Source organism: Microcella sp. (genome assembly GCF_046296455.1).
GTDB lineage: Bacteria > Actinomycetota > Actinomycetes > Actinomycetales > Microbacteriaceae > Microcella.
On record NZ_JBKBLF010000032.1, the window covers coordinates 1 to 21397 of the forward strand.

The 21397-nt window shown below is 68.8% G+C and carries 17 protein-coding genes and 2 rRNA genes; 16 read left to right on the forward strand and 3 right to left on the reverse strand.

The window, feature by feature from the left end; all coding sequences use genetic code 11:
* The 6 genes from ACK4HH_RS12210 to pheT all read left to right on the forward strand — a co-directional run.
* Positions 1-294: hypothetical protein (locus ACK4HH_RS12210; protein ID WP_409652342.1), on the forward strand; the 294-nt coding region annotated here is incomplete at its 5' end.
* 40 nt (positions 295-334) lie between these two features.
* Positions 335-532: a 50S ribosomal protein L35 gene (gene rpmI / locus ACK4HH_RS12215; RefSeq protein ID WP_255159222.1), complete on the forward strand. Its 198-nt coding sequence runs from the start codon at positions 335-337 to the stop codon at positions 530-532.
* Between the two features lie 31 nt (positions 533-563).
* A complete protein-coding gene (gene rplT, locus ACK4HH_RS12220) occupies positions 564-953 on the forward strand; it encodes a 50S ribosomal protein L20 (RefSeq protein ID WP_255159223.1) in 390 nt (129 codons plus the stop codon).
* Positions 954-1098: 145 nt separating this feature from the next.
* Positions 1099-1920 (forward strand): TrmH family RNA methyltransferase, encoded by an 822-nt coding sequence (locus tag ACK4HH_RS12225; RefSeq protein WP_409652345.1) that lies wholly within the window; start codon positions 1099-1101, stop codon positions 1918-1920.
* An 11-nt stretch (positions 1921-1931) separates the two neighbouring features.
* A complete protein-coding gene (gene pheS / locus ACK4HH_RS12230) occupies positions 1932-2999 on the forward strand; it encodes a phenylalanine--tRNA ligase subunit alpha (protein WP_409652349.1) in 1068 nt (355 codons plus the stop codon).
* On the forward strand, positions 2999-5491 hold the full coding sequence (pheT, locus tag ACK4HH_RS12235) for a phenylalanine--tRNA ligase subunit beta (RefSeq protein ID WP_409652352.1): 2493 nt from the start codon (positions 2999-3001) through the stop codon (positions 5489-5491). The genes pheS and pheT overlap by 1 nt, the downstream gene beginning before the upstream one ends.
* 112 nt (positions 5492-5603) lie before the next feature.
* Here the strand turns inward: pheT and ACK4HH_RS12240 are convergent, their stop codons facing one another.
* Positions 5604-6155 (reverse strand): DUF937 domain-containing protein, encoded by a 552-nt coding sequence (locus ACK4HH_RS12240; RefSeq protein ID WP_409652355.1) that lies wholly within the window; start codon positions 6153-6155, stop codon positions 5604-5606.
* Positions 6156-6236: 81 nt separating this feature from the next.
* On the opposite strand from ACK4HH_RS12240, the gene argC reads away from it, so the two are divergent.
* Genes argC through ACK4HH_RS12275 form a run of 7 tightly spaced genes read left to right on the forward strand, consistent with a single transcriptional unit; the run spans position 6237 to position 13566 of the window.
* Positions 6237-7283, forward strand: coding sequence for an N-acetyl-gamma-glutamyl-phosphate reductase (argC, locus tag ACK4HH_RS12245; RefSeq protein ID WP_409652357.1), 1047 nt, complete (start codon positions 6237-6239; stop codon positions 7281-7283).
* A complete protein-coding gene (gene argJ / locus ACK4HH_RS12250) occupies positions 7280-8428 on the forward strand; it encodes a bifunctional glutamate N-acetyltransferase/amino-acid acetyltransferase ArgJ (protein ID WP_409652360.1) in 1149 nt (382 codons plus the stop codon). The genes argC and argJ overlap by 4 nt, the downstream gene beginning before the upstream one ends.
* 4 nt (positions 8429-8432) lie before the next feature.
* Positions 8433-9344, forward strand: coding sequence for an acetylglutamate kinase (gene argB / locus ACK4HH_RS12255; RefSeq protein ID WP_409652362.1), 912 nt, complete (start codon positions 8433-8435; stop codon positions 9342-9344).
* Positions 9341-10555, forward strand: a complete 1215-nt coding sequence (locus tag ACK4HH_RS12260; protein WP_409652365.1) for an acetylornithine transaminase — start codon at positions 9341-9343, stop codon at positions 10553-10555. Before argB ends, ACK4HH_RS12260 begins: the two co-directional genes overlap by 4 nt.
* Positions 10552-11505: an ornithine carbamoyltransferase gene (gene argF, locus ACK4HH_RS12265; RefSeq protein ID WP_409652368.1), complete on the forward strand. Its 954-nt coding sequence runs from the start codon at positions 10552-10554 to the stop codon at positions 11503-11505. Before ACK4HH_RS12260 ends, argF begins: the two co-directional genes overlap by 4 nt.
* A complete protein-coding gene (argH, locus tag ACK4HH_RS12270) occupies positions 11502-12905 on the forward strand; it encodes an argininosuccinate lyase (protein ID WP_409652371.1) in 1404 nt (467 codons plus the stop codon). The genes argF and argH overlap by 4 nt, the downstream gene beginning before the upstream one ends.
* A 4-nt stretch (positions 12906-12909) precedes the next feature.
* Entirely contained in the window at positions 12910-13566 is a 657-nt protein-coding gene (locus ACK4HH_RS12275) for a DNA-3-methyladenine glycosylase (RefSeq protein ID WP_409652374.1), read from the forward strand.
* On the opposite strand, the gene ACK4HH_RS12280 is transcribed toward ACK4HH_RS12275, so the two are convergent.
* Complete coding sequence (locus tag ACK4HH_RS12280) at positions 13550-14158, reverse strand: hypothetical protein (protein ID WP_409652376.1); 609 nt, start codon at positions 14156-14158, stop codon at positions 13550-13552. The two genes, ACK4HH_RS12275 and ACK4HH_RS12280, sit on opposite strands and share 17 nt — an antisense overlap.
* On the reverse strand, positions 14155-14787 hold the full coding sequence (locus ACK4HH_RS12285) for a DNA-binding protein (protein WP_409652378.1): 633 nt from the start codon (positions 14785-14787) through the stop codon (positions 14155-14157). The genes ACK4HH_RS12280 and ACK4HH_RS12285 overlap by 4 nt, the downstream gene beginning before the upstream one ends.
* A gap of 99 nt (positions 14788-14886) precedes the next feature.
* On the opposite strand from ACK4HH_RS12285, the gene tyrS reads away from it, so the two are divergent.
* The 3 genes from tyrS to ACK4HH_RS12300 form a co-directional block, all read left to right on the forward strand.
* Positions 14887-16200, forward strand: coding sequence for a tyrosine--tRNA ligase (gene tyrS, locus ACK4HH_RS12290; RefSeq protein ID WP_409652380.1), 1314 nt, complete (start codon positions 14887-14889; stop codon positions 16198-16200).
* A gap of 562 nt (positions 16201-16762) precedes the next feature.
* Positions 16763-18283 (forward strand): 16S ribosomal RNA (locus tag ACK4HH_RS12295).
* A 463-nt stretch (positions 18284-18746) separates the two neighbouring features.
* Positions 18747-21397 (forward strand): 23S ribosomal RNA (locus ACK4HH_RS12300); the annotation flags it as partial.

Here is a 21397-nt window from a genome sequence, read left to right on the forward strand (position 1 = left end):
GAGCCTGCCGTCGCCGAGGCGCCCGCTGCGGCGCCGACCGAGGCCCCTGTCGAGGCGCCCGCTGCGGCCGAGAAGCCCGCGGCCGCCAAGAAGCCCGCTGCAGCCAAGACGGCAGCAGCGAAGCCCGCTGCCGGTGCCAAGCCTGCTGCCGCTGCCAAGCCCGCGGCGACCGCTGCCAAGCCTGCCGCTGCCAAGCCTGCGGCCGCGGCAAAGCCCGCTGCTGCCAAGCCCGCTGCTGCCAAGCCCGCCGCTGCCAAGCCGGCTGCGTCGCCCAAGCCCTCCGCGTCCGCGTAACCCGCGCCGCGCATCCAACCTGAACAGAAACGAGGAAGCAATGCCCAAGCAGAAGACGCACTCCGGTGCGAAGAAGCGCTTCAAGCTGACCGGCACCGGCAAGGTCATGAAGCAGGGTGCAGGCATGCGCCACAACCTGGAGAAGAAGTCCAGCGAGACCACCCGTCGCCTCAACCGCGAGGTCGTCCTGGCGCCGCAGGACGCCAAGGTGATCAAGAAGCTCATCGGCAAGAAGTAAGACCCGAGAAACGATCTGAAGGACTAACGAAATGGCAAGAGTCAAGCGGGCCGTCAACGCCCACAAGAAGCGTCGGGTCATCCTCGAGCGGGCCGAGGGCTACCGCGGCCAGCGGTCGCGTCTCTACCGCAAGGCCAAGGAGCAGGTCACCCACTCCCTCGTCTACGCGTACCGCGACCGCCGGGCGAAGAAGGGCGAGTTCCGCCGCCTCTGGATCCAGCGCATCAACGCCGCCGCGCGTGCCAACGGCATGACCTACAACCGCCTCATCCAGGGCCTCGGACTGGCCGGCGTCGAGGTCGACCGCCGCATGCTCGCCGAGCTGGCCGTCAACGAGCCCGCCGCGTTCACGGCGCTCGTGAAGGTCGCCAAGGAGGCCCTTCCGGCCGACACCTCGGCGCCCAAGGCCGACGCGGCCTGATCCGCGCCCCTCGCAGCACCGCACGACGGCGCGTCCCTCCGGGGGCGCGCCGTCGTCATTCGTTCGTGCGGTGCCGCGCGTCACGGGGCGCGCCGTGGTGCCGCGTTCACCAGGCGTTAAGCCGCATCTCGATACCATGGCGGCTGTGATCGACAACCCGCGCTCGCCCCGCGTGCGCGCGGCGGCGAAGCTCGCGAAGAAGAATCAGCGGGCCGAGACGGGCTTGTTCCTCATCGAGGGCCCGCAGGCCGTCGCCGAGGCCTTGCAGTACCGCCCCGACCTCGTCACCGAGGTCTTCGCGACACCCGCGGCCCTGGATCGGCACCCCGCGATCGCCCGCGCGGCGAGCGGCGCGGGCCTGCGCATCGAGCCCGTGACGGATGCCGTGCTCGAGACCATCGCCGACACCGTCACCCCGCAGGGGGTCGTCGCGGTCTGCCGGCAGTTCCCGATGGCGCTCGACGAGCTGCTCGCCACGCGGCCGCGCCTCGTGGCCGTGCTCGAAGAGGTTCGGGATCCGGGCAACGCGGGCACGATCATCCGTGTCGCCGATGCCGCGGGGGCCGACGCCGTCATCCTGACCGGATCGAGCGTCGACGTCTTCAACCCCAAGGTCGTGCGCGCCACGACGGGGTCGCTCTTCCACCTTCCCGTCGTCGTCGGCGTGCCGCTCGCCGCGACGCTCGAGCGGCTGCGCGGCCTCGGGGCGCGCATCCTGGCCGCCGACGTCTCGGGCGACGACCTGCTGGCAGTGCGCTCCGACGGCCACCTCGACGGCCCCACGGCCTGGCTGTTCGGCAACGAGGCGCGCGGCCTCACCGACGAGCAGCTCGCGCTCGCCGACCGCGCCGTCATCGTGCCGATCTACGGGCGCGCCGAGTCGCTCAACCTCGCGACCGCGGCGGCCGTGTGCCTGTACGAGAGCGCCTTCGCGCAGCGGGCGGGCGACGCGGCCGGGCCGCACTAAACTCGTGTCTCGTGCCGCCCAGCCCTGAACGCCCCGAGAACGCCGCCCCCGCCGCGATCACCGAGCCCGTCGTCGACTCCGCCGTCGAGGCAGCGCTGACCGCCATCGCCGCCGCGGTCGACACCGCCGCGCTCAAGGCCGCGAAGTCGGCCCATGCGGGCGAGGCCTCGCCACTCGCGGCGCTCAACGCCCAGCTGCGCGACGTGCCGGCCGACCAGAAGGCCGCGCTCGGCAAGCTCGTGGGCCAGGCGCGGGCTCGCGTCGGTCAGGCCGTCGCCGCGCGCGAATCCGAGCTCGAGGCGGCCGAAGAGCAGGCGCGGCTCGCCGCCGAGGCGATCGATGTCACGGGCATCCCGCCGCTGCGCCTCGAGGGCGCGCGCCACCCGCTCACGACGCTCATGGAGCAGATGAGCGACATCTTCATCGCCATGGGGTGGGAGGTCGCCGAGGGGCCCGAGCTCGAGAACGAGTGGTTCAACTTCGACGCCCTCAACATGGATGCCGATCACCCGGCACGCGGTACGCAAGACACGTTCTTCGTCGAGCCCGAAGAGCGTCACCTGCTGCTGCGCACGCAGACGAGCCCCGTGCAGGTGCGCTCGCTGCTCGACCGCGGCGTGCCGCTCTACGTCGTCTCGCCCGGCCGGGTGTTCCGCAAAGACGAGCTCGATGCGACCCACACGCCGGTGTTCCACCAGCTCGAGGGCATCGCGATCGACAAGGGCCTCACGATGGCGCACTTGCGCGGCACGCTCGAGCACCTCGCGCGCGCCGTCATCGGCGAGGGCGCGCGCATCCGCCTGCGTCCCAACTACTTTCCGTTCACCGAGCCGAGCGCCGAGCTCGACGTGTGGCACCCCACCTTCAAAGAGGGGCCGCGCTGGATCGAATGGGGCGGATGCGGCATGGTCAACCCCAACGTGCTGCGCGCCGCCGGCATCGATCCCGAGGCGTACCAGGGCTTCGCCTTCGGCATGGGCATCGAGCGCACGCTCATGTTCCGCAACGGCGTGAGCGACATGCGCGACATGGTCGAGGGCGACGTGCGCTTCTCGCAGCAGTTCGGAATGGTGGTCTGATGCGCATCCCGCTCTCGTGGCTCCGCGAGCACGTCGACCTGCCCGCCACGGGCGACGCGATGGCCGACGCCGAGGCGCTGCACGTCGCCCTCGTGAAGGTCGGCCTCGAGGAGGAGACGATTCACGGGGTCGCCCTCACGGGCCCGATCGTCGTCGGCCAGGTGCTCGAGTTCGTCGACGAGCCGCAGGCCAACGGCAAGACCATCCGCTGGTGCCAGGTGCTCACGGGCCCGGGGGAGACCAGGGGCATCGTGTGCGGCGCGCACAACTTCCAGGTCGGCGACAAGGTCGTCGTGACCCTGCCCGGCGCCGTGCTGCCGGGGCCGTTCCCGATCGCCGCGCGCACGACCTACGGGCATGTCTCCGACGGCATGATCGCGAGCGCGCGCGAGCTTGGGCTCGGCGACGAGCACGACGGCATCCTGCGCCTCGCGACGCTGGGCCTCGACCCCGAGGTCGGCACCGATGCGATCGCGCTGCTCGGGCTCGACGACCTCGCCGTCGAGGTCAACGTCACGCCCGACCGCGGCTATGCGCTCTCGATCCGCGGAATCGCCCGTGAGTACTCGCACTCGACGGGCTCGGCCTTCCGTGATCCGGCCACGGCGCTCGCGCCGACGCCCGCCGAGGGCTTCCGCGTCGCCGTCGACGACCGCGCCCCGATCCGCGGCCGCCGCGGCTGCGATGTGTTCATCACGCGCGTCGTGCGCGGCATCGATCAGGCACGGCCGACGCCCGCCTGGATGGTCTCGCGCCTCGAGCTCGCCGGCATCCGCTCGATCTCGCTCGTCGTCGACATCACCAACTACGTCATGCTCGAGCTCGGCCAGCCGATCCACGCGTACGACCTCGCCGCGCTGCGCGGCGGCATCGTCGTGCGGCGCGCGGTCGCGGGCGAGTCGCTCGAGACGCTCGACGGGCAGACCCGCACGCTGCACACCGAAGACCTGCTCATCACCGACGACTCGGGCCCCATCGGCCTCGCCGGCGTGATGGGCGGCGCGAGCACTGAGATCGGCGACGCGACGGTCGACGTGCTCATCGAGGCCGCCCACTTCGAGGCCGTCTCGATCGCGCGCACCGCTCGTCGACACAAGCTGCCGAGCGAGGCCTCGCGCCGCTTCGCGCGCGGGGTCGACCCGCTCGTCGCCGAGCCGGCCGCGCAGCGCGTCGTCGATCTGCTCGTCGAGCTCGCGGGCGGCACGGCCGACGCGCTGGGCTCGCGCTGGATCGATGCCGCCGCCCCGTCGCCCATCCACCTCGCCGAGGGTTTCGTCGACCGCCTGATCGGCGTCGACTTCTCGCTCGACGAGATCACCGACTCGCTGACGGCCATCGGATGCTCGCTCGAGGTGCAGACCGACGGCTGGCAGGCGACCCCGCCGAGCTGGCGCCCCGACCTCGTCGACGCGCCGTCGCTCGCGGAGGAGGTGGCGCGCATCGTCGGCTACGACCGCATCCCGGCGGTGCTGCCCGTCGCGCCGCCCGGCCGCGGCCTTACGCGGTCGCAGCGCGTGCGCCGGGCCACGGCCAATGCGCTCGCCGCCGCCGGGCTCACCGAGGTGCTCGCCTACCCCTTCGTCTCGGCCTCCGATGTCGCGCTGACCGACGGCGACGCCCCGAGCGTGCAGCTCGCAAACCCCTTCGACAGCGACTCGGGCCGACTGCGCCGCAGCCTCATCCCGGGCCTCGCGCGCATCGCGCACCGCAACATCGCTCGCGGGCTGACCGACCTCGCGCTCTTCGAGATCGGGGCGGTCTACCTGCCCGAGGCGGGCGCCGACTACGGCATCGCCGCGGTGCCGGGCATCGAGCGGCGGCCGGAGGGCGCGGTGCTCGACGAGCTCGAGCACAGCATCCCGGCGCAGCCCTGGTACCTCGCGGCGCTCTTCGTGGGCGATCGCCGCGCGCGGGGCATCGGCCAAGCGGCTGAGGCCGCGGGCATCGCCGACGCGCTGGATGCGGCGCACGCCGTCGCCGCCGTCGCGGGCGCCGCGCTGCGCATCGAGACCGGATCGCACCCCGCCCTGCACCCCGGCCGCACGGCCGCGCTGTGGGTGGGCGACACGCCCGTGGGCGTCGCGGGCGAGCTGCTGCCGGCCGTCGCCGTCGAGCGCGACCTGCCGCGCCGCGTCGGCGTGCTCGAGCTCGACCTCGAGTCGCTCATCGCCCTGGGGTCGAGCCAGGTCGAGGCGGGCACGATCGCCGCGTATCCGGCCGCGACGCAAGACCTGTCGCTCGTCGTCGCCGAATCGGTGGCCGCGGGCGCCGTGCGCGACGCCGTCGTCGAGGGGGCAGGCCCGTTGCTCGAGTCGGCCACCCTCGTCGACGACTACCGCGGCACGGGCCTCGAACCGGGCACGAAGTCGGTGACGCTCGCGCTGCGCTTCCGAGCCGCCGATCGCACCCTCACGGCCGCCGAGGCGACCGAGGTGAAACTCGCGGGCCTCGCACTCGCGAGCGAGCGGCTCGGCGCGACCCTGCGCGCCTGAGGCTCGGCGGTCGGCGCGGCTCCTCCCGCGCATCCCTCGTCATCTCGCACCGGTGGCGACACCTCGCACGTATGCACACGTGCGAGGTGTCGCGATCAGTGCGACGCGCGGCCTACTTGCGGCCGCCTCCGAGCAGGCCGCCGAGCGCGCCCGCGATGAGATCCTGACCCTGGGGACTCGAGATGAGGCCGCCGAGCAGGTCGCCGAGGGGGTTGGCGGGTGCCTCGGGCTCCGCCTTCGCGGCCGGCTGCTCCTGCTTGCCGGCGAACTGGTTGGCCACGAACGCCAAAACGATGGGCGCCACGATCGGCAGCACCTGGGCCACGACGGCGCCGATGTCGACGCCCTCGGCCTTCGCGGGGGCCTTCTTCGCGGCGGCGGCAGCGACGTCGGCCTTCTTCTCACCGAAGACGTTCGCGACGATCTTCTCGCCATCGGCCTCGTCGACATCGGCGAGCGAGCGCGGGGCCTTGCCCTTGTGCTTGCCGAGCGCCTTCTCGATCGACTTCGCGCCGCCCTCGTCTTTCGCGTTCGCGGCGAGGCCGCCGACGATCGCGGGCACGGCGACGGCGACGGCCGCTTCGGCGATGCTGCGATCGACGCCGAGCTTCTCGGCGATGTCGCCGACGGGGATCATGCTGATGAGGCCGCTGAGGTCGTCCATGGGTGCTCCTTTGATGCCGGATTCGGGCGGCGCGATCCTTCGCGTCGAACGCTCATCGTATTGTCTGGAAGAGTTAAGGGCATGACCTATTCCGTGGCGGTCGCCGGAGCCAGCGGGTACGCGGGCGGCGAGGTGCTGCGCCTTCTGGCCCAGCACCCCGAGCTCGAGGTGCGCACGGTCACGGCGCACAGCAACGCGGGCCAGCCGCTCATCGACGTGCACCCGCACCTGCGCTCGCTCGCGCACCTCGAGTTCGTCGAGACGACGGCCGCGCGCCTCGCCGGTCACGACGTCGTCGTGCTGGCCCTGCCGCACGGGGCCTCGGGCGCGATCGCCGCCGAGCTGCCCCCCGAGTCGCTCGTGCTCGACTGCGGCGCCGACCACCGCCTGACGAGCGCGGCCGACTGGGCGCGCTACTACGGCGGCGAGCACCACGGGGCCTGGGCCTACGGGCTGCCCGAGCTGATCCATGCCGACGGCGCGCGGCAGCGCGAGCTGCTCGCGGGCGCGCGGCGCATCGCGGTACCCGGGTGCAATGTCACCGCGGTCACGCTCGGGCTCGCTCCGGGCATCCACGGCGGTGTCATCGAGGCCCACGACGTCACTGCGGTGCTCGCGGTCGGCCCGAGCGGGGCGGGCCGCGCGCTGCGCACCGACCTGCTCGCGAGCGAGCTGCTCGGCTCGGCCTCCGCCTACGGCGTCGGGGGCGTGCATCGGCACATCCCCGAGATCCTGCAGAACCTGCGCGTCGCGGGTGCCGCCGACCCGACCATCTCGTTCACCCCAGTGCTCGTTCCCATGGCCCGCGGTATCCTCGCCACGGTCACGGCGCGCCTGGCCCCGGGGGCGGATGCCGCGAGCGTGCGCGATGCCTGGCAGTCGGCGTACGCCGCCGAGCCCTTCGTGCACGTGCTGCCCACGGGGCGCTTCCCGGCCACCGCCTCGACGGTCGGGGCGAACACGGCCCTCATGGGGCTCGCGGTCGACGACGACGCGCAGCGCGTCGTGGTCGTCGTCGCGCTCGACAACCTCGTCAAAGGCACGGCGGGCGCCGCCGTGCAGTCGCTCAACCTCGCGCTCGGTCTGCCCGAGGCGCTCGGCCTGCCCGTGAACGGAGTCGCCCCGTGACCGTCACCGCTCCCGCCGGTTTCGACGCCGCCGGAGTCGCCGCCGGCCTCAAGGCGAGCGGCGCCGCCGACCTCGCCCTCGTCGTGAACCGGGGCCCGCGCCGCACGGCCGCGGCGGTGTTCACGAGCAACCGCGCCAAGGCCAACCCCATCCTGTGGTCGCAGCAGGTGATCGCCGACGGCGAGGTCGCCGCGATCGTGCTCAACTCGGGCGGCGCCAACTGCTTCACGGGCGCCGAGGGCTTCCAGACCACGCACGCGACCGCCGAAGCCGTCGCCGAGGCGCTGCAGGTGGGCGCGGGCGACGTGCTCGTCTGCTCGACGGGCCTCATCGGCGTGCAGCTCGACCGCGACGCCCTGCTCACAGGGGTGGCCACCGCCGCTGACGGCCTCGGCCCGCATGGCGAGGCCGCTGCCCGCGCGATCATGACCACCGACTCCGTGCCGAAGACGGTCGTGATCGAGGGCCCAGGGTACTCGATCGGCGGCATGGCGAAGGGCGCTGGGATGCTCGCCCCGGGCCTCGCGACGATGCTCGTCGTGCTCACCACCGACGCCGACCTGCCCGCCGCCGAGCTCGACCGGGCGCTCCGCGCCGCCACGCGCGTGAGCTTCGACCGCCTCGACTCCGACGGCTGCATGTCGACCAACGACCAGGTGACGCTCATGGCGAGCGGGGCATCCGGCATCACCCCCGAGACCGACGCGTTCACGCTGCTGCTCGTCGACGCGTGCATGTCGCTCGCCCTGCAGCTGCAGGCCGACGCCGAGGGCGCGAGCCACGACATCCAGATCCACGTGCGCGGCGCCGCGACGGAGGACGACGCGGTCGAGGTCGGCCGCTCGATCGCCCGCAACAACCTGTTCAAGGCCGCCGTGTTCGGCAACGACCCCAACTGGGGCCGCGTGCTCGCCGCGATCGGCACGACGAGCGCGCCGTTCGACCCCTACGCGGTCGACGTGACGATGAACGGCGTGCGGGTGTGCCACGCCGGCGCACCCGACCGGCCGCGCGACGAGGTCGACTTGAGCCACCGCATCCTGACGCTCGAGGTCGAGCTGCACGCGGGCGACGCCGCCGCCATGATCCTCACCAACGACCTCACGCACGACTACGTGCACGAGAACAGCGCCTACGCGAGCTAGCACGATGAGCGAACTGAGAGACCCCGCGACCGTCGCCGACGACCACGCCCAGGCGGCGGTCAAGGCCGCGACCCTCATCGAGTCGCTGCCGTGGCTGCAGCGGTTCCGCGACCGCATCGTCGTCATCAAGTTCGGCGGCAACGCGATGGTGAGCGACGAGCTGCAGCGCGCCTTCGCGCAAGACATGGTCTACCTGCGCACCGTGGGGCTGCGGCCGGTCGTCGTGCACGGCGGTGGCCCGCAGATCTCGGCGATGCTCGAGAAGTTCGGCATCGCGAGCGAGTTCCGCGGCGGCTACCGCGTCACGAGCCCCGAGGCGATGGAGGTCGTGCGCATGGTGCTCACGGGCCAGATCAGCCGCTCGCTCGTGAGCCTCATCAACGAGCACGGGCCCTTCGCCGCCGCGATCTCGGGAGAGGACGCGGGGCTGTTCCGCGGCCGCCGCGGCGTCGTGGTCGACGGGGTCGAGGTCGACCTCGGGCTCGTGGGCGATGTCGTGGGGGTCGACCCCGCCGCGGTGCTCGCGCAGCTCGATGCGGGGCGCATCCCCGTCGTCTCGTCGATCGCGCCCGACAGCGACACGCCCGGCCAGAGCCTCAATGTCAACGCTGACTCGGCCGCCGCGGCGCTCGCCGTGGCGCTGCGGGCCGAGAAGCTTGTGATCCTCACCGACGTCGCGGGGCTCTACCGCGACTGGCCCGACACGTCGTCGCTCGTCTCGAGCATCGACGCCGACGAGCTGCGTGCTCTGCTGCCAAGCCTCGAGTCGGGCATGATCCCGAAGATGGCGGCGTGCCTCGAGGCGGTCGACGGCGGCGTCGGCAAGGCGGCGATCATCGACGGCCGTGTGCCGCACTCGATCCTGCTCGAGATCTTCACGCAAGAGGGCATCGGCACCGAGGTCACGAGCGCATGATCACGGGCCCTCACACCGATGCGGTGCGCGCGCGGTTCGCACACGTCGCCATGCGCTCCGCCCCGGCCCCGATGGCCGTGCTCGACCACGGGCGCGGGGCGCTCGTGTGGGATGTCGACGGGCGGGAGTACCTCGACTTCCTCGCCGGTATCGCCGTCAACTCGCTCGGCCACGCGCACCCCGTCATCGTCGAGGCGCTCGCCGCGCAGGCGGGTCGGCTCGTGCACGTCAGCAACTACTTCACGACGCCGCAGGCCGTCGCCTTCGCCGAGCGCCTCGTGCGCCTCACGGGGTTCGGCGAGACCGGGCGCGTCTACCCGGCCAACTCGGGCGCCGAGGCGATCGAGGCGGCGCTCAAGCTCGCGCGCCGCACGGGCCGGCCGCGCATCCTCGCCTTCGAGCAGGGCTTCCACGGCCGCACGATGGGCGCCCTCGCCCTCACCGGCAAGCCCGCGCTGCGCACGCCCTTCGAGCCCATGGTGCCGGGCGTCGAGCACCTGCCGACCGACCTCGTCGCCCTCGAGGCCGCGATGGGGCCGGATGTCGCGGCCCTCGTGCTCGAACCCGTCAAGGGCGAGGCCGGGGTCGTGCCGTTGCCGCCCGGGTTCCTCGCCGAGGCGCGCCGGCTGACGCGCGAGCACGGGGCCCTCCTGATCGTCGACGAGATCCAGACCGGCGCCGGCCGCACGGGCGACTGGTTCGCCTTCCAGCACGAACTGTCGGGCGACGATCTTCCCGACGCCGTCGTCGTCGCGAAGGGAATCGGCGGGGGAGTGCCCGTCGGGGCGCTCGTCACGCGCGGTGCCGCGAGCGAGCTGTTCACGCTCGGCCAGCACGGCTCGACCTTCGGTGGCAATCCCCTCGCGACGCGGGTCGCCGACGCCGTGCTCGCCGAGATCGAGCGGGCCGACCTCGTGAGCAATGCGGCGCGACGCGGCGAGCAGCTGCGGCAGGGCATCCTGGCTCTCGGCTCGCCGCTCGTCGCCGAGGTGCGCGGCCGCGGGCTGCTGCTCGGCGTCGGGCTCACCGCCCCCGCCGCCCCGCGCATCGTCGCCGAGGCGCTCGACCGCGGGCTCATCATCAACGCGGCGAACGACGAAAGCATCCGTCTCGCGCCGCCGCTCATCATCGGCGATGCTGAGATCGACCGGTTCCTGACCCTGTTCGCCGCGAGCCTCACGGCCGCCCAGCTGGAAGTCGTCTCCCCATGACCGCACACGCCCCCGCCGCCCGGCATTTTCTGCGCGACGACGACATCACGCCCGCCGAGCAGGCCGAGATCCTCGACCTCGCGGTGCGCATCAAGGCCGACCGCTGGGCGCGCACGCCGCTCGCGGGCCCGCAGACCGTCGCCGTCATCTTCGACAAGTCGTCGACCCGCACGCGCGTGAGCTTCGCGGTCGGCATCGCCGACCTCGGCGGGGTGCCGCTCATCATCTCGACGGCGAGCAGCCAGCTCGGCGGCAAAGAGACGCCGAGCGACACCGCGCGTGTGCTCGAACGCATGGTCGCCGCGATCGTCTGGCGCACCTACGCGCAGTCGGGGCTCGAAGAGATGGCGGCCGGCACGACCGTGCCCGTCGTCAACGCGCTGAGCGACGACTTCCACCCCTGCCAGCTGCTCGCCGATTTGCTGACGATCCGTGAGCACCGCGGCGATCTCGCGGAGCTCACGGTCGCCTTCCTCGGCGACGGCGCGAGCAACATGGCGCAGTCGTACCTGCTCGCCGGGGCGACCGCGGGCATGCACGTGCGCGTCGCCGCCCCCGCATCTTTCGCCCCGACCCCGGCCGTCGTCGCCGATGCCGAGCGCCGCGCGGCCGAGACGGGCGGCTCGATCACGGTCACGACCGACCCGGTCGCCGCCGTGACGGGCGCCGACGTCGTCGTCACCGACACCTGGGTGTCGATGGGCAAAGAGGATGAGAAGGCCCATCGCGTCGCGACCTTCGGCGCCTACCGCGTCGACCCGGCGATGATGGCCCACGCGAAGGCCGACGCGCTCTTCCTGCACTGCCTGCCCGCCGATCGCGGCTACGAGGTGACGGCTGACGTCATCGACGGCCCGCAATCGGTCATCTGGGACGAGGCCGAGAACCGCCTGCACGCGCAGAAGGCTCTGTTGGTCTGGCTCTTGACGCAATCGGGCGGCGCGCAGTGAGCGGCGCGACGAACGAGGGCTCGCTGTGGGGCGGGCGCTTCAGCGACGGCCCCTCGCCCGAGCTGCAGCGGTTGAGCCGCTCGACCCACTTCGACTGGCAGCTCGGCGGGTACGACCTGCGGGGCTCGCGGGCCCACGCCCGCGCCCTCGCCGCGGCGGGCTACCTCACCGACGACGAGCTGGTGCGGATGCTCGAGGGCCTCGACGAGGTCGAGGCGCGCTGGGCAGACGGCCGCCTGCAGCCCCGGCCGGAGGACGAAGACGTGCACGGCGCCCTCGAGGCGGCCCTCGTGGATGCGGTGGGCGCCGAGCTCGGCGGCCGCTTGCGCGCGGGCCGCAGCCGCAACGACCAGATCGCCACGCTCGTGCGGCTGTACCTGCGCGACCACGGTGCCGTGATCGCGCGCGAGGTGCGCTCGCTCATCGAGGCGCTCGCCGCGCAGGCGGACGCGCATCCCGACGCCGTCATGCCCGGCCGCACCCACCTGCAGCACGCGCAGCCCGTGCTGCTCGCCCACCACCTGCTCGCCCACGCGTGGCCGCTCGTGCGCGACCTCGAGCGCCTGCGCGACTGGGCGGCGCGCGCCGACCGCTCGCCCTATGGCGCGGGGGCCCTCGCGGGCTCGAGCCTGGGTCTCGACCCCGTGCTCGTCGCGAGCGAGCTGGGCTTCGCGGGGCCTACCGAGAACTCGATCGATGCGACCGCGAGCCGCGACCTCGTCGCCGAGTTCGCCTACATCGCCGCGCAGCTCGGCGTCGACCTCTCGCGCCTGGCGGAGGAGATCATCCTCTGGAACACGCGCGAGTTCGGCTACGTGACCCTGCACGACGGCTACTCGACGGGCTCGTCGATCATGCCGCAGAAGAAGAACCCCGACATCGCCGAGCTCGCGCGTGGCAAGGCCGGTCGGCTCATCGGCGACCTGGCCGGGCTGCTGAGCACCCTCAAGGGCCTGCCGCTCGCCTACAACCGCGATCTGCAGGAGGACAAAGAGCCCGTCTTCGACGCGGTCGAGACGCTCGAGGTGCTGCTGCCGGCGTTCACGGGCATGGTCGCCACGCTGACCTTCGACACCGAACGCATGGCGGCGCTCGCGCCGCAGGGCTTCTCGCTCGCGACCGATGTGGCCGACCACCTCGTGCGACAGGGCGTGCCCTTCCGCGAGGCCCACGAGATCTCGGGTGCTCTCGTCGCGCACTGCGAGCGCCACGGCCTCGAGCTGCACGAGCCGAGCGACGACGAGTACGCGGCGATCGACGCCCGACTCACGGGCGACGTGCGCGCCGTGCTCACGGTCGAGGGCTCGATCGCCTCGCGCTCGGGCGCGGGCGGCACGGCGCCCTCCGCGGTGGCCGCCCAGCGCGCGCACCTCGCCGAGCGGCTCGCCGCCCTGGCGTAGCGGCGTGCACCTGCTCGACGACGATCCGGTCGCGGTCGCCCCGCGCCTGCTCGGGGCGGTGCTCCACGGGCGCGGCGTGAGCGTGCGCCTCACCGAGGTCGAGGCCTACCGCGGCGTCGGCGCCGACCCCGGCTCCCATGCCTTCCGGGGGCCGACCCCGCGCACCATGCCTATGTTCGGCCCCGCCGGCACGGTCTACGTGTACCTCAGCTATGGGCTGCACCGCTGCCTCAACCTCGTGTGCGGCCCCGAGGGCGAGGCCGGCGCCGTGCTGCTGCGCGCGGGCGAGGTCGTCGCGGGAGCCGAGCTCGCGCAGCGGCGCCGCGCGGCCGCGGCACCCCGCCGCACGGGGGAGTGCGCATCCCGCCTCATCGCCCTGCGCGATCTCGCCCGGGGCCCGGCGCGCCTGGCGACGGCCCTCGGAATCGAGCTGGCCGACAGCGGCGGGATGCTCGCCGTGGGCATGCCGCCCGTCGAGGGCATCGCCCTCGAGCCCGCCCCGCCGGCCTCGCCCGACCTCATCGCCGCGGGCCCGCGCGTGGGCGTCAGCGGCCCCGGCGGCAGCCCCGAGTACCCCTGGCGCTTCTGGCTCGCGGGGGATCCGACGGTCTCGACCTACCGCCCGTCGCCGCGCGGGGCAGGCGCTACGCGAGCACGATGAGCGCGGCGCACAGCCCCGCCCAGAGCATGCTCACGAGCGTGCCGATGATGAAGCGCTCGGTCGCGGCGCCCGCATCGAGATCGCGGAACCGCCCGAGCCCCTTGACGGCGATGAGCGCTGCGACGAGCTCCCACCGCCCGATGAGCACGGCCGCCACGACGACGGCGCGCTCGAGGTAGCCGATCGTCGTGCCCCCGCGCAGCACCTCGCGCGTGGGCTGCTTCGCGCGGGCGCTCGCGGGAGCGGCTCCCGAGATCGGCACGATGATGCCGCCGTTCTCACCGGTGGGCGCGGCACCGCGCGTCGCGGCCGCAAGCACGAGCGTCACGACCGGTCCGCCGGCGATCACCGCGACCGCGACGAGGCACAGGGGAATGATCCCGGCGGCGAGCCCGGCGGGCCGTCCCTCGAACCCGAGCGAGAGGGCGAGGGCCCCGGTCCCGATGACGACGATCGCCGGCACGACGAGCGCGGGCCGTCGCGTCGCCGTCGCGAGCAGTGAGAGCGCGGTGACGAGAACGAGCAGCATCGCCACCCCGACCCAACCGGGCGCGGTGACGACGGGAACGAGCGAGGGGACGAACGGGATCACGCGAGCGCTCCTTCGGGGGTCGAGGCTTCCACGGTAGCCCCGAGGTCGGCGAGCAGAGCGGCGAGCGCGCGGCGGGCCTCGGCATCGATGCGCAATCCCGCGGCCCGCGCGCGCTTGCTCATGGCCTGCGGCGTCACGCCCAGGCGCTCGGCCGCCTCGGCCTGGCTGCTGCCCGACTCGAGCAGGTCGTGCAGCTGCCACCCCGCGGGGCTCCAGCGAGCGCGGTGCGCGAGCAGCAGATCGATGAGGGCGCCAAGCTGCTCGGTTCGCACGCCGGCACCGCCCGCGCCGACGGCCGCGAACCGGCTCGGGCGGCGGGCGGCCTGCTCGATCCCCGCGCGCGCCGAGGCGAAGGCGGGGCCGCTCGCCTCCCGCACACTCGCGGGCAGGGGAGTGCGCACCGCGCCGATGCCGAGCCCCACCCGCCAGTGCGGTGATCGCAGCAGGTGCAGGGCGGTCTCGAGGGCGACGGATGCGTCGGCGCTGATCGCCTGAAGCTCGTCCCCGGCCGTGCGCTCGGGGGCCAGCGGGTACCCGTCGGTGAAGCGCTCGGTCAGGTCGACGAGCGCGCCGGCGACCCGATCCGCATCCTCGCTGCTGCCGATCTGGTCGGCGATGATGACGAACACGACGGCTCCTCTCAACCCTCCAGGGGTGATCACCCTCGCATCAAGCCTACAGGGGTGATTCCACCGGAATCCACCCCGCACCGCTGATACGCTGACGCGGTGACCGCCGCCCTCGAGTCTTCCGTGACCCTCACTGCACCGCACAACGATGCGAGTTTCGAGACGGTGTGGGACGAGATCGTCTGGCGCGGCCTCGTGCACGTGTCGACCGACGCCGAGGCCTTGCGCGCCGCGCTCGGCGGTGCTCCGATCACCTACTACTGCGGGTTCGACCCGACCGCCCCCAGCCTGCACCTCGGCAACCTCGTGCAGCTGCTGCTCATGCGGCGGCTGCAGCTCGCCGGTCACCGCCCCCTCGCGCTCGTCGGGGGGTCGACGGGGCTCATCGGCGACCCGCGGCCGACGGCCGAGCGCACGCTCAACGACCGCGAAACGGTCGCGGCCTGGGTCGGGCGCCTGCAGGGCCAGGTCAGCCGCTTCCTGAGCGCCGAAGGGCCGAACGGGGTCACTCTCGTCAACAACCTCGACTGGACGGCGGGGCTGAGCGCCATCGACTTCCTGCGCGAGATCGGCAAGCACTACCGCGTCGGCACGATGCTCAAGAAAGACGCGGTCGCCTCACGCCTCAACTCCGAGGCGGGCATCTCGTACACCGAGTTCAGCTACCAGATCCTGCAGGGCTACGACTTCCTCGAGCTGCACCGTCAGCACGGCTGCGTGCTGCAGACCGGCGGCAGCGACCAGTGGGGCAACCTCACGAGCGGCACCGACCTCATCCACCGCGTCGAGGGGCGCAGCGTGCACGCGATCGGCACACCGCTCATCACGAACAGCGACGGCACGAAGTTCGGCAAGAGCGAGGGCAACGCGATCTGGCTCGACCCCGAGATGTGCAGCCCGTACGCGATGTACCAGTTCTGGCTCAACACCGACGATGCCGATGTCATCGACCGGTTGAAGGTCTTCACCTTCCTCGACCGCGCCGAGATCGAGCGCTACGCCGAGCTCGTGCGCGACGAGCCCTTCCGACGAGCGGCGCAAAAGCGCCTGGCTCTCGAGGTCACGGGCACCGTGCACGGCGCTGACGCGGTCGGCGCTGCGATAGCGGCGTCCGACGCGCTCTTCGGCCAGGGTGACCTGACGGCACTGGATGCTCCGACTCTCGCCGCGGTCATCGCCGAGCTGCCCTCGGCCGAGGTCGCCGAGTCCGACACGGTCGTGCATGCCCTCGTGGCGACGGGGCTGTGCTCGAGTGCGAGCGATGCCCGACGCGCGATCGCGCAGGGCGGCGTGGTTCTGAACAACGTGAAGGTGTCGAGCGACGAGGCGACCCTCGCCGGCGCAGCGCTCGCCGGCCGCGCGGCCGTGCTGCGCCGCGGGAAGAAGACCCTCGCGGGGCTCATCCTGCGCTGAAAACCAGGGTGATGGATGCCCGTGATCAGGCGCGACACGCCCGGGATTCACCCAAATTTGCCCCGCACCCGAACGAACCGTAATCTTCTAACTCGTCACCCCAAAGGTGCGGCAAGCCGAAGAGCGAGCCGGCCTCAAGTGGGACCAGATCCTCCAAGACAGAGCAGCCACTTGCTGGTGCGCTCATCGCCAAGTAGGATTGCGAATCCGCCCGGCACGATCCTTCGGATCAGGCCACGGGCAGTCGGACTCGGTTCGCCGAGATCGCCGATTTGCGCCGGGAAGCCGGGGCGGATACATTAGGGAAGTTGCCCAGTTGCGACAGCCGAGAGGCTGGAGGTCTGGAGCGTCCGATCCTTGAGAACTCAACAGCGTGCACTAAGTCAATGCCAAATAACCTCGTCGGCTGACCTCGGTCAGTCGTCAGAGATTCCTTTGGATTGAAACAAGAATGTCAGTAGATATTCGAACTTCAGTCAGACAAACTCGTCTCCGCTCAGACCTCGGTCCGGCGGTGACACTAGATGTGCCGGCAGCCCTCGGGCGGCCGTGCAATCAAACATTTACGGAGAGTTTGATCCTGGCTCAGGACGAACGCTGGCGGCGTGCTTAACACATGCAAGTCGAACGATGAAGCCGGAGCTTGCTCTGGTGGATTAGTGGCGAACGGGTGAGTAACACGTGAGTAACCTGCCCTTGACTCTGGGATAAGCGTTGGAAACGACGTCTAATACCGGATACGAGCTGGGACCGCATGGTCACCAGCTGGAAAGAACTTCGGTCAAGGATGGACTCGCGGCCTATCAGTTAGTTGGTGAGGTAACGGCTCACCAAGACGACGACGGGTAGCCGGCCTGAGAGGGTGACCGGCCACACTGGGACTGAGACACGGCCCAGACTCCTACGGGAGGCAGCAGTGGGGAATATTGCACAATGGGCGCAAGCCTGATGCAGCGACGCCGCGTGGGGGATGAAGGCCTTCGGGTTGTAAACCTCTTTTAGCAGGGAAGAAGCGAAAGTGACGGTACCTGCAGAAAAAGCACCGGCTAACTACGTGCCAGCAGCCGCGGTAATACGTAGGGTGCAAGCGTTGTCCGGAATTATTGGGCGTAAAGAGCTCGTAGGCGGTTTGTCGCGTCTGCTGTGAAAACCCGAGGCTCAACCTCGGGCCTGCAGTGGGTACGGGCAGACTAGAGTGCGGTAGGGGAGATTGGAATTCCTGGTGTAGCGGTGGAATGCGCAGATATCAGGAGGAACACCGATGGCGAAGGCAGATCTCTGGGCCGTAACTGACGCTGAGGAGCGAAAGCGTGGGGAGCGAACAGGATTAGATACCCTGGTAGTCCACGCCGTAAACGTTGGGAACTAGATGTAGGGACCATTCCACGGTTTCTGTGTCGCAGCTAACGCATTAAGTTCCCCGCCTGGGGAGTACGGTCGCAAGACTAAAACTCAAAGGAATTGACGGGGGCCCGCACAAGCGGCGGAGCATGCGGATTAATTCGATGCAACGCGAAGAACCTTACCAAGGCTTGACATATAGAGGAAACGGCTGGAAACAGTCGCCCCGCAAGGTCTCTATACAGGTGGTGCATGGTTGTCGTCAGCTCGTGTCGTGAGATGTTGGGTTAAGTCCCGCAACGAGCGCAACCCTCGTCCTATGTTGCCAGCACGTAATGGTGGGAACTCATGGGAGACTGCCGGGGTCAACTCGGAGGAAGGTGGGGATGACGTCAAATCATCATGCCCCTTATGTCTTGGGCTTCACGCATGCTACAATGGCCGGTACAAAGGGCTGCAATACCGTAAGGTGGAGCGAATCCCAAAAAGCCGGTCTCAGTTCGGATTGAGGTCTGCAACTCGACCTCATGAAGTTGGAGTCGCTAGTAATCGTGGATCAGCAACGCCACGGTGAATACGTTCCCGGGCCTTGTACACACCGCCCGTCAAGTCATGAAAGTCGGTAACACCCGAAGCCAGTGGCCCAACCGCAAGGAGGGAGCTGTCGAAGGTGGGATCGGTGATTAGGACTAAGTCGTAACAAGGTAGCCGTACCGGAAGGTGCGGCTGGATCACCTCCTTTCTAAGGAGCATCTGCTGCCTCGCTCCGGCGAGTGCAGCCAGAAGCCAGATCTGAGGCGCCTGTTCTCAGCTGGTAGCTCATGGGTGGAACATTGACTTTGGTGGTCGGCGAAAGCCGGCAGCTCAGTACTCCCTTCGGGGATGGAAGCGCTGCCGACAGGAGCTGGCCACATGCACGCTGTTGGGTCCTGAGGGACCGGGCCTTGAGTCGCAAGACTCGGGAAACGATTCCTCGGACCGCGGTCTGACCGACTAGAAAGCGCCTCCGCTCTGGAAACAGTGCGGGAGCCGTCGGCAGGAGCGGTACCGACCGTATGTTGAGAACTACACAGTGGACGCGAGCATCTTAGAACTGAGGTCGCAAGATCTCGGATCTACGATCAAAAGTCTCGAAAGAGACATAGATCATTGGTCGCAGCGAGGGGCTTTCGAGCTCAGCGCTGCCGATCGATTCAAACTCATGTAGTCAAGTTTCTAAGAGCAAACGGTGGATGCCTTGGCATCTGGAGCCGAAGAAGGACGTAGCAATCTGCGATAAGCCTCGGGGAGCTGATAAGCGAGCTTTGAGCCGAGGATTTCCGAATGGGGAAACCCCGCTGGGCGTACTTGTGCGACCTAGTGACTCCCGCCTGAATATATAGGGCGGGTAGAGGGAACGTGGGGAAGTGAAACATCTCAGTACCCACAGGAAGAGAAAACAACCGTGATTCCGTTAGTAGTGGCGAGCGAAACCGGAAGAGGCTAAACCGAGCATGTGTGATAGCCGGCAGGCGTTGCATGTTCGGGGTTGCGGGACTCACCAGCAGATCTGCCGATCTGCAAGGGTTACAGCGCGATATAGACGAATGGTCTTGAAAGGCCAGTCACAGAGGGTGCCAACCCCGTAGTCGAAATGTCGTAATGGCCCGGAGAGTATCCCAAGTAGCACGGGGCCCGAGAAATCCCGTGTGAATCTGTCAGGACCACCTGATAAGCCTAAATACTCCCAGATGACCGATAGCGGACAAGTACCGTGAGGGAAAGGTGAAAAGTACCCCGGGAGGGGAGTGAAATAGTACCTGAAACCGTTTGCTTACAAACCGTTGGAGCAGCCCTGGTAGGTGTGACAGCGTGCCTTTTGAAGAATGAGCCTGCGAGTTAGCGATACGTGGCGAGGTTAACCCGTGTGGGGTAGCCGTAGCGAAAGCGAGTCTGAATAGGGCGATTGAGTCGCGTGTCCTAGACCCGAAGCGAAGTGATCTATCCATGGCCAGGTTGAAGCGACGGTAAGACGTCGTGGAGGACCGAACCCACTTAGGTTGAAAACTGAGGGGATGAGCTGTGGATAGGGGTGAAAGGCCAATCAAACTTCGTGATAGCTGGTTCTCTCCGAAATGCATTTAGGTGCAGCGTTGCGTGTTTCTTGCCGGAGGTAGAGCTACTGGATGGCCGATGGGCCCCAAAAGGTTACTGACGTCAGCCAAACTCCGAATGCCGGTAAGTGAGAGCGCAGCAGTGAGACGGTGGGGGATAAGCTTCATCGTCGAGAGGGAAACAACCCAGACTACCGACTAAGGTCCCTAAGCGTGTGCTAAGTGGGAAAGGATGTGGAGTTGCACAGACAACCAGGAGGTTGGCTTAGAAGCAGCCACCCTTGAAAGAGTGCGTAATAGCTCACTGGTCAAGTGATTCCGCGCCGACAATGTAACGGGGCTCAAGCACACCACCGAAGTCGTAGGATTCGCATATTTGGTAGGCCTTCGTGGTCCAGCCGTGCGGATCGGTAGGAGAGCGTCGTGTGGCCAGCGAAGCGGCGGTGTGAACCAGCCGTGGAGGCCACACGAGTGAGAATGCAGGCATGAGTAGCGAAAGACGGGTGAGAAACCCGTCCTCCGAAAGACCAAGGGTTCCAGGGCCAGGTTAATCCGCCCTGGGTAAGTCGGGACCTAAGGCGAGGCCGACAGGCGTAGTCGATGGACAACGGGTTGATATTCCCGTACTGACGAAAAACCGCCCAAGTCAATCCAGTAATGCTAAGAGTCCGAATACCGGTGACCGATCCCTTCGGGGAGGAGCTCCGGGGCTAGCACTCGACCCTATGCTGGTGCGGCTAGCGTATTAACAGGTGTGACGCAGGAAGGTAGCTGAGCCGGGCGATGGTAGTCCCGGTGTAAGGACGTAGGGCGAGAGATAGGCAAATCCGTCTCTCACATAGCCTGAGATCCGATGCGTACCCCTCACGGGGGAAATCAGTGATCCTATGCTGCCGAGAAAAGCATCGACGCGAGGTTTTAGTCACCCGTACCCCAAACCGACTCAGGTGGTCAGGTAGAGAATACCAAGGAGATCGAGAGAATCGTGGTTAAGGAACTCGGCAAAATGCCCCCGTAACTTCGGGAGAAGGGGGGCCGGATGTGTGAAGGGACTTGCTCCCGGAGCATTGAAGGCCGCAGAGACCAGTGGGAAGCGACTGTTTACTAAAAACACAGGTCCGTGCTAAGTCGCAAGACGATGTATACGGACTGACGCCTGCCCGGTGCTGGAAGGTTAAGAGGAGCGGTTAGCGTAAGCGAAGCTGCGAATTTAAGCCCCAGTAAACGGCGGTGGTAACTATAACCATCCTAAGGTAGCGAAATTCCTTGTCGGGTAAGTTCCGACCTGCACGAATGGCGTAACGACTTCCCAGCTGTCTCAACCGCGAACTCGGCGAAATTGCACTACGAGTAAAGATGCTCGTTACGCGCAGCAGGACGGAAAGACCCCGTGACCTTTACTACAGCTTGGTATTGGTGTTCGGTGTGGCTTGTGTAGGATAGGTGGGAGACTGTGAAGCTGGCACGCTAGTGTCGGTGGAGTCGTTGTTGAAATACCACTCTGGTCACTCTGGATATCTAACTTCGGACCGTAATCCGGTTCAGGGACAGTGCCTGGTGGGTAGTTTAACTGGGGCGGTTGCCTCCCAAAAAGTAACGGAGGCGCCCAAAGGTTCCCTCAACCTGGTTGGCAATCAGGTGTCGAGTGTAAGTGCACAAGGGAGCTTGACTGTGAGACTGACAGGTCGAGCAGGGACGAAAGTCGGGACTAGTGATCCGGCAGTGGCTTGTGGAAGCGCTGTCGCTCAACGGATAAAAGGTAC